The sequence below is a fragment of the Eubacterium sp. An11 genome (assembly GCF_002161065.1).
GTDB classification, from domain to species: domain Bacteria; phylum Bacillota; class Clostridia; order Lachnospirales; family Lachnospiraceae; genus Anaerobutyricum; species Anaerobutyricum faecale.
Map to the genome: position 1 here is coordinate 1 of NZ_NFLV01000053.1, position 8,858 is coordinate 8,858.

Genomic DNA, 8,858 nt, shown 5'->3' on the forward strand with positions numbered 1-8,858 from the left:
GGACCTGGCGGGATATTTGCGGCGTATGAGCTGATGCAGAAGGCGCCGGAGCTGAAAGTGGCAGTATTTGAGGCAGGAAATCCTCTCGAGAAAAGAAAATGCCCCATTGACGGGAAGAAAATAAAGAGCTGTATCAATTGTAATACATGTGCGATCATGAGCGGTTTCGGCGGAGCAGGTGCCTTTTCGGATGGAAAATATAATATTACCAATGATTTTGGCGGTACGCTCTATGAATATATCGGAAAAAGCACGGCCATCGATCTGATGCATTATGTGGATGAGATCAATGTGCGCTACGGCGGAGAGGGTACAAAGATGTACTCCACTGCGGGTACGAAGTTCAAAAAGCTGTGTATGCAAAATAAACTGAAACTGCTGGATGCATCGGTACGTCATCTGGGTACGGACATCAATTATGTCGTGCTGGAAAATATGTACGCAGAACTGAAAGAGAAGGTTGAGTTTCATTTTAACAGCTCTGTGGATGATCTGGAGGCCAGCAGCGACGGTTACCGGGTGATATGCGGAGATACGGTTTATGAGTGTGACAAGTGTATCGTCTCAGTAGGCAGGAGCGGAAGCAAATGGATGGAGAAAATCTGTGAAAGGCTGAACATCTCGACGAAGTCAAACCGGGTGGATCTCGGCGTGAGAGTTGAACTTCCTGCTGTGATCTTCTCACATCTGACCGATGAGCTCTATGAGAGCAAGATCGTGTACCGCACGGAAAAGTTTGAGGACAAGGTAAGGACGTTCTGTATGAATCCTTACGGTATTGTTGTAAATGAGAATACCAACGGGATTGTGACTGTAAACGGGCACAGCTATGAAGATCCTGCAAAGCAGACGGAGAATACAAACTTCGCCCTTCTGGTGGAAAAGCATTTCTCTGAGCCTTTTAAGGACAGTAACGGATACGGTGAAAGCATTGCACGGCTTTCCAATATGCTGGGCGGCGGAGTGCTTGTTCAGAGATTTGGCGATCTGATCCGCGGCAGGAGAAGTACGGCAAAGAGGATTGAAGAAGGATTTGTGCGCCCTACACTTTCAGCGGAGCCCGGAGATCTGAGTCTGGTACTGCCGAAACGTATCCTTGACGGTATCATTGAGATGGTGTATGCGCTCGACAAGATCGCGCCGGGAACGGCGAATGATGATACGCTGCTCTATGGTGTGGAAGTGAAGTTCTACAATATGGAAGTACAGCTTGATGAGAACCTGGAGACGACGCACAAAGGATTCTATGTGATTGGAGACGGAAGCGGCGTGACACACTCCCTGTCCCATGCATCAGCCAGCGGCGTCTATGTGGCAAGGAAGATCGCCGGGAAGTAGAAATTTCAATAGTTACTTGACTGTAAAGTCCCTTTATCCTTTATAATCGGATATCATATACAGGAGGAAATGTCATATGAAGATCAAAGAGGTGGAAGAATTGTCAGGAATGACAAGGGCCAATATCCGATTTTATGAGAAAGAGGGACTTCTTTCTCCGCAGAGAAATTCTAACGGATACAGGGATTATACGGAAGAAGATGTGGAAACGTTAAAACGTATCCGGCTTCTCCGGTCCATTCATATCAGCCTTGAGGATATCAAGGCGTTAAATGAAAATGTCTGTCAGCTGACTGAGCTGCTGCCGGTACATTTGATGAAATTAAAAGAAAAAAGTCAGGATCTGGAACAGTCCGGTTCTATCTGTGAGCAGTTGTACAGTGCACAGGAATCTTATCACAGTTTTGACCCTCAGCACTATCTTGATATGCTGAACCATTCTTCATTGGAAGTTCCGCCGGAACTGAAAGAGGATTCGGTGCCAAAGGTAACCGCGCCATGGCGTCGGTATTTTGCCCGCGTGATTGACGGAAGTATTTATGGGCTTTTGTGGGATGCAGTTCTTGCTTGTTTTTTTCATGTTAATATTATGGAAATGAGCTGGCTGGGCTGGATTGTGGAATTAATCATGACCGCCTGTATCCTGTTGTTGATTGAGCCCACGCTGCTCTCGTGTTTCGGCACAACTCCGGGAAAAGTATTGTTCGGTCTCAGGGTATCAGCGGAAAGCGGCGCGCGCCTCACCTGGAGAGAAGCTTTCCAAAGAACGTGGATAGTGCTGGGCAAAGGTTTCGGTTTTCATATTCCGGTTTACCGGCTCATCCGGGAATATAAATCCTACCGGGATTGCAAGGCGGGAGAGGGTCTGGAATGGGAAGAAGAAAATGTACTCTGGCTGGACCGGCGATATGCGCCGGCAAAGGCAATTGGCGCAGCCCTTCTCATGCTGCTGCTGACCGGAGCGACATTTTACATATGGCAGGCAGGCGCGGTCCCGCAAAACAGAGGAAACATAACCGCGGCCCAGTATGCTGAGAACTTCAACGAGATGCAGATATTTTATCAGACAGACCGTCAGCTGAACCTGCCGGAATTTTATTTGATACCGGGCGGTGACTCCAGCCTGCGGCTGACCGACAGCGGAACATGGGAGAAAAGGAACGGAGGAACCTATATTGTCGATACAGCCAACACCTATGCCGCCCTTCCGCAGCTTCATTTTGAGGAAACGGACGGCGTGCTGACCGGAGTTTCCTTTTCTGCAGAATATAAGAACGAAAATATAGAAATCGCATCTTACGGAGATCTGATGGCGCTGACAGCGCTGTCTTTTATCTGCGCGCAGGATAGCTATAATCTGACCGCTGCCCCGCCATCTCTGCTTTACAGGCGAATCAAAGAAAGCGCCGACACATTTCAGAACTTTACATTTTCAGAAGCGGGAATCACCGTGGAGGCTGCTTTCCAATGCTGTGGCTACGAGTTCCGCCAGGCTCAGTACAGCAGCAGCGAGGTGCTGGTGCCGGTATACGGGGAAGAGCCGTATTTTCAGATGGAGTACAGGGTGTATAAAAGCGGAGATGAAATTGCTATAAATAATGAATTTTGATTAAAATAAAGGTTTTCTGTGATAAAATAATAAATCATAGAAAGCCTTTTATTATAATAAATAGATAAGAAAAGTTCGCGGACTGGAGATTGTAATACGGAGAAAGGGTGATTTGATGGCAGCAAGATCAATAGAATACTTAAAAAGTCTTGTACGGGAGCTTGCTAAGCTGCCGGATGAGACAGAGTGGGTTGAATTTAAATGTAATAACAAACAGCCTCAGATGATTGGTGAATATATTTCTGCTCTTAGTAATTCGGCTGCATTATGTGAAAGGCCCAAAGCATATTTGGTTTGGGGAATAGATGATGAAACTCATAAAATTGTAGGAACTGAATTTCAATATCGAAAAATGAAAAAGGGAAGTGAGGAATTAGAAGCATGGCTTTCCAGAATGCTTTCACCGAGGATTAATTTCCATTTTTTTGAGATTCCAATGGATGAAGGAATAGTTGTGCTGATGGAGATTCCGTGTGCCGAAAAGCAACCAGTTCGATTTTCAGGAGTTGAATATATACGGATTGGAACAAATAAAAAGAATTTGAAAGAATATCCTGATAAAGAACGGGAACTGTGGAGGACATTTGATTGTACGCCTTATGAATTGCGGATTGCAATGGGAGGTTTAGAAGAAGATGAGATGATATCACTGCTGGATTATTCTAAATATTATGATAAGCTTGAAATGCCAATTCCAAGAAACAGAGATAAAGTCTTGGAAGACTTACAGCATGAAAAATTCATCCAAAGAAATGATGCAGGTACATGGGATATTACAAATATAGGGGCTTTGATGATTGCAAAAGATTTGAAGAAATTTGAATCCTTGCATAGACGCTCCGTGCGAGTCATATGGTATAAGGAGAATTCAAGACTGGATGCAATCAGGGAGAAGGAATTTTGTGCTGGTTATGCATTTTCACATGAGGAAATAGTTCAGTATATTATGACCATTATTCCTCAGGAAGAGGTTATTGTAGAGGCTACCAGAAAATCTATTGTCAGTTTTCCTGAAATTGCGATTCGTGAAATGTTGGCGAATGCGATGATACATCAGGACTTTCAACAGAGAGGAACAAATCCAATGGTTGAAGTGTTTAAGAATAGAATTGAGTTTTCTAATGCTGGAGCACCGTTAGTGGCAATTGATCGTATTGTAGATTCTGTACCTATATCACGGAACGAAAATATTGCTGGATTTATGCATAAATGTGGCATATGTGAAGAGCGTGGTAGTGGTTACGATAAAATAATTGAAGCGACAGGTAAAAATGAATTGCTTGCTCCGAGAATTGAAAATCAGAATAACCAATTTACTAAAGCAGTACTGTTTGCAAAAGTACCTTTTGAATTAACTACAAAGGAAGATCGTATGTGGACATGTTATATGCAGGCATGTTTGGCATATGTTAATTTTGAAGGAATTTCAAATGCCGATATACGTAAGATTTTTGGCTTAAAGGAAAAAGAAAAGTCCAAAGCATCAAGGATTATTGCTAATACTGTTGAAAATGGCCTTATTAAAGTAATGGATCCTGATACAGCACCTAGATACAAAAAATATATCCCCTATTGGGCATGATTTAAGTTTCGCTAAGTTTTGTTTGAGTATTTGGATACAAGATTATTTTAGAGAAAAAGATTTAAGAGCGCTGAAAAAGCGTTAATTTTTCAGATTTTCAACACCATTTTTATACTAAATAATTGAAAATAAAATAAATTTTAAGTTCTGCTAAGTTTCGCTGACTTCTGCAAAACATAGAGTATATAAGGAAAAAATAAAATTTCCAGTAACAGCAAAAAAGGATGTGGATTTCGACATACAAAAATAGAATTATTGCCGATAAAATAGCGTGTGTCAATTTTTATAGGAAGTCTCAATTTCATCTCGTAAATAAAGTTGAGGTTTCCTCCTGTTCTATGCTATTTTACAATATAATAGGAAATCACATGGGAAACCACGAAAAGGAGGAATGTTTTTATGCTTAATCCTATCGTTATGATTGCGTGAGCAAGGCTAAGCGCAATGAAAATAAAATATGTGTTGCGATATGCCTTGCTGTTCCCGTAAAAATGACGAAGGAGAGCAAGATGAGCTACAAAAAAGCAGCACACGTTCTGCCGGAAGAGCTGCTGCGGAAAGTGCAGGAATATGTGGACGGGGAATTTATATATATTCCCAGGGCTTCGGACAATAAAAAAGGCTGGGGAGAGACCACCACAACCCGTCAGGAGCTGCATGACCGAAACGAGCAGATATATGCGGAATATCTTGCTGGACAGAGAATGGAGGCGCTGGCCGATAAATATTTTCTGTCTTTGAAAAGTATTCTCGTAAAAGAGTATTCGGTTGGGTTCCCCACAGGCCATAAAACCGGAACTGCTGGAAGCTTTTTACGGAAATGACGAAGCCCTCGCCAGGCAAATATCTGTGGATCCGGACTTTCTCAGGCGAAACAAAGTGGAAACAGGTTTACCTGTGTATCATGTAATCGGCGATACATTTTCTCCCGATGAAGAAGTGATGCTGGAAATTAAAAGTAAACATTCAATAAATATCAGAGTTGCTTCCATCATAAGAAAAAAGCTTCATCTGTCGCAAAAAAACTATTTAAAATTAATCGACGACGGAAAAGTGAGAAGTATCCCGGAAACTGATTTACGAAAGTGCAGGTTGAGAAAAGGGATAGTGCTTATTTTTTCGGGCAGCAATTCTTAACTGATGGTGCGGAAATATCATCGGAAACGTTTTTGGGGATGTCCTTTTTGATTTCAGTATGATGATACAGACCAGTTGCTACGTTGAATTCGAGGGCGTTTTTTGGTATACTCGGGGCAAGATAAAAAATATCTGCCAGAAAGAATTAACAGACAAAGGTGATAAAAATGTGCCGAAATAAAAAACGAAAAAATGATGCATGGCTCCACGCAAAGCTAGTGAAAAGAGCGACATTTGCGTGGAGAGCGACAGGGTAGCTGCCTGCATATGACCTTGTGATACAGGTTACTCGAATTTTCTGTCATAAAGCAGCGCGGCAATCAGAACGACGAAACAGGAACCGGCATTGTGTACCAGTGCCCCGGTGGTGGGTGTCAGTACTTCCATGAGCGACAGCACGATTGCTGCAAAGTTAATACACATAGACAGGGTAATGCTGGCCTTGATCGTCTGGACCGTCGCATTGGAGAGCCGTTTCAAATACGGGATTTTTGAAATGTCATCACTCATCAGGGCGACTTCCGCGGCGTCAACGGCGATATCGCTTCCCATGCTTCCCATTGCTACGCTTACATCGGCAGTTTTTAAAGCCGGCGCGTCGTTGACACCATCGCCTATCATACAGACCTTGTGATTTTCTGCCTGTAATTTCTCAATATTCTGCACTTTTTCTACCGGCAGAAGTTCAGCCCGGACTTCGGAGATACCGACCTGCTGTGCAAAATAGTCTGCCGTTTTTTGATGGTCGCCGGTAAGTAAAACGGTACGGGTGTTCATATCCGAAAGACGGGCAACCATGTCTTTTGCTTCCGGACGCAGCACATCGGAAAGGGCGATTACACCGATACATTTTTGACCTTCCGCGACAAGAACAGAGGCTTTTCCCTGTGTGCGAAGCCGTTCTAAAACGGAGTGCACCTTGTTATCGATCGAAACGCCATTTTCAGTAAGGAATTTCTCGTTACCGCAGAGCAGGCTGCGGTTGCCTGCCTCCGCAAAAATTCCCTTGCCGGCAGTCATTCTAAATGCTGTCGATTCTACCAATGGAACTTCTTTTGTCTTTGCATATGCCACGATCGCCTTTCCCAGCGGGTGTTCGCTCCTGGCTTCGGCAGAAGCGGTAAGAGAAAGCAAGTCTGTTTCGCTGATTGTTTCATCAAATGAAATCGTATCGCTGACATCTAAGCGGCCATAGGTTAGAGTACCGGTTTTATCAAACGCGATCATGTCCACTTTGCCCATTTTTTCAAGGGCTTCGCCGGACTTGATGATTACCCCATGTTTTGTCGCCTGCCCGATTGCCGCCATAATCGCGGTAGGCGTTGCCAGTACAAGAGCGCAAGGACAGAATACGACCAACACGGTGACTGCGGTAACAATATTCCCGGTGAATATATAGGACAGAATGGCAATCAGCAGAGCGACAGGAACCAGCCAGCTTGCCACCCGGTCGGCGATTCTTTGCATGGGCGCCTGTTTATTCTCTGCGTCCTGCACCATGTGGATCAACTTTTGCAGAGAACTGTTTTCGCCAACTTTTGTTGCTGAAATATCAATCGAACCAAAGCGGTTGATGGTTCCGCAAAAAACTTCTTCCCCCACGCCCTTGTCAACCGGCAGGGATTCTCCTGTCATAACAGACTGGTCGACCGAGGTTTCGCCGTTTATGATTGTTCCGTCAACCGGGATCGTTTCACCGGGCAGAATACGCAGAATATCTCCTTGTCGGATTTCTTCTGCCGATATCATTTCTTCTTTCCCGTCCTTTAGCCTGCGTCCTTTTGTCGGCGCAAGACGGATCAGTTTTTTTAAGCCCTTTTTCGCCCGGTTTGTGGTAGCTTCCTCTAAAAGTGCGCCGATTGCCATGATAAACACGACTTCTCCCGCCGCAAACAGATCCCCGATTGCAATAGCGGCGAACATGGCAATACAAATCAAAAGGGCAGACGATATTTTGCTGATGCCGGGATTGTGGATCATCCGCCATATTGCCAGATATAAGAGAGGAATGCCGCTGATAATGATAGTTACCCACGCCGGGTCAAAGGGAAGAAACGAAAGCTGTACCGTCGTGCCACCAAATTCCTCTGTCAAGTGCGGGATCAAATCCAGCAGCAGAAATGCGCCGGCTACCATCGTCATGGGAAGTCCGGCCAGAAAACACTCTAATTTCTTTAACATAATGGTTCCTCCAATCCGCACGGCATCTCTAACAGTTTCGTCCTTGACGCCTGTTTGTTCTTGCCGTACAATGAATTTGATAACAAACACTTTGTTCTTTTTTATTGTAGATAAGAGCCGAAAGAAATACAACGGATAAAATTGCCCCTGTGTTTCGTACGGAACATTTTTAAAAAAATGTACGGAAGGAGTTATTATGGACAGACGGCAGCAGAAAACAAGAGTGGCTATTTTCGCCGCGTTCAGCAAGCTCTTGGCAGAAAAGAGTTACGGCAAGATTACGGTACAGGAAATCATCGATACGGCTAACGTTGGCCGGACAACATTTTATGCGCATTTTGAAACAAAAGACGATCTGCTCAAAACATTATGCGAAGAACTTTTCAGTCACATTATCAGCAGCGCGTTGGATTGCACCCACACGCACGGATTATATTCTGACAGAAACGTGCCGGAATCTGTATTCTGCCACTTATTACAACACCTGCAGGAAGATGAAAATAATATCCTCGCATTGCTTTCCTGTGAAAGCAGCGAACTCTTCCTGCGGTATTTCAAAGACAGTTTAAACGAATTGATACAAGATCAGTTTGTCAATCAAAACAGAAAAAACAATACGGACATTCCGCAGGATTTTTTGGTCAACCATATATCCGGAAGCTTTGTAGAAATGGTACTGTGGTGGATTAAAGGCCGGATGAAGCAAACGCCAGAGGAATTAGACCGATATTTCCGGGCAGTCATCGAGCCGATTCTATGAAGGAATCGTTGATAACCCATTTGGAACAAAAGAGGCAGATGACAAATCTTTCTCAGAGTTTGTTACATTTGCTAAAATATAAGGAAGGAAAGAGTCACTATGAACAGATATGACGTAATTATGATCGGAGCAGGACCTGGCGGGATATTTGCGGCGTATGAGCTGATGCAGAAGGCGCCGGAGCTGAAAGTGGCAGTATTTGAGGCAGGAAATCCTCTCGAGAAAAGAAAATGCCCCATTGACGGGAAGAA

The 8,858-nt window shown here is 44.1% G+C and carries 8 protein-coding genes; 7 read left to right on the top strand and 1 reads right to left on the bottom strand.

Annotated elements, in window-relative coordinates; genetic code table 11:
- Nucleotides 1-12: 12 nt before the first annotated feature.
- The 5 genes from B5E53_RS18100 (at nucleotide 13) to B5E53_RS18120 (ending at nucleotide 5,666) form a co-directional block, all read left to right on the top strand.
- Nucleotides 13-1,338 carry an FAD-dependent protein gene (locus B5E53_RS18100; protein ID WP_087317512.1) on the top strand — a complete coding sequence of 442 codons (1,326 nt, stop codon included), beginning with the start codon at nucleotides 13-15 and terminating at the stop codon, nucleotides 1,336-1,338.
- Between the two features lie 76 nt (nucleotides 1,339-1,414).
- Entirely contained in the window at nucleotides 1,415-2,947 is a 1,533-nt protein-coding gene (locus B5E53_RS18105) for a MerR family transcriptional regulator (RefSeq protein ID WP_087317500.1), read from the top strand.
- A gap of 115 nt (nucleotides 2,948-3,062) precedes the next feature.
- On the top strand, nucleotides 3,063-4,529 hold the full coding sequence (locus B5E53_RS18110) for an RNA-binding domain-containing protein (protein ID WP_087317502.1): 1,467 nt from the start codon (nucleotides 3,063-3,065) through the stop codon (nucleotides 4,527-4,529).
- Nucleotides 4,530-5,038: 509 nt separating this feature from the next.
- Entirely contained in the window at nucleotides 5,039-5,353 is a 315-nt protein-coding gene (locus tag B5E53_RS18115; protein ID WP_087317504.1) for a CD3324 family protein, read from the top strand.
- Nucleotides 5,298-5,666, top strand: coding sequence for a DUF1062 domain-containing protein (locus B5E53_RS18120; protein ID WP_162611969.1), 369 nt, complete (start codon nucleotides 5,298-5,300; stop codon nucleotides 5,664-5,666). The genes B5E53_RS18115 and B5E53_RS18120 overlap by 56 nt, the downstream gene beginning before the upstream one ends.
- A 285-nt stretch (nucleotides 5,667-5,951) precedes the next feature.
- Here B5E53_RS18120 and B5E53_RS18125 read toward each other — a convergent pair whose 3' ends face one another.
- A complete protein-coding gene (locus tag B5E53_RS18125) occupies nucleotides 5,952-7,847 on the bottom strand; it encodes a cation-translocating P-type ATPase (protein ID WP_087317508.1) in 1,896 nt (631 codons plus the stop codon).
- A 196-nt stretch (nucleotides 7,848-8,043) separates the two neighbouring features.
- Between B5E53_RS18125 and B5E53_RS18130 the strand changes: the two genes are divergently transcribed.
- Complete coding sequence (locus B5E53_RS18130; RefSeq protein ID WP_087317510.1) at nucleotides 8,044-8,607, top strand: TetR/AcrR family transcriptional regulator; 564 nt, start codon at nucleotides 8,044-8,046, stop codon at nucleotides 8,605-8,607.
- 99 nt (nucleotides 8,608-8,706) lie between these two features.
- A partial coding sequence (locus tag B5E53_RS18135; protein ID WP_204245553.1) for an NAD(P)/FAD-dependent oxidoreductase occupies nucleotides 8,707-8,858 on the top strand: 152 nt, incomplete at its 3' end.

Excerpts from the sequence above, each read along its gene's own strand:
- B5E53_RS18105 (WP_087317500.1), top strand. The coding sequence starts at position 1,415 with ATGAAGATCAAAGAGGTGGAAGAATTGTCAGGAATGACAAGGGCCAAT.
- B5E53_RS18110 (WP_087317502.1), top strand. The coding sequence starts at position 3,063 with ATGGCAGCAAGATCAATAGAATACTTAAAAAGTCTTGTACGGGAGCTT.
- B5E53_RS18115 (WP_087317504.1), top strand. The coding sequence starts at position 5,039 with ATGAGCTACAAAAAAGCAGCACACGTTCTGCCGGAAGAGCTGCTGCGG.
- B5E53_RS18125 (WP_087317508.1), bottom strand. The coding sequence starts at position 7,847 with ATGTTAAAGAAATTAGAGTGTTTTCTGGCCGGACTTCCCATGACGATG.
- B5E53_RS18130 (WP_087317510.1), top strand. The coding sequence starts at position 8,044 with ATGGACAGACGGCAGCAGAAAACAAGAGTGGCTATTTTCGCCGCGTTC.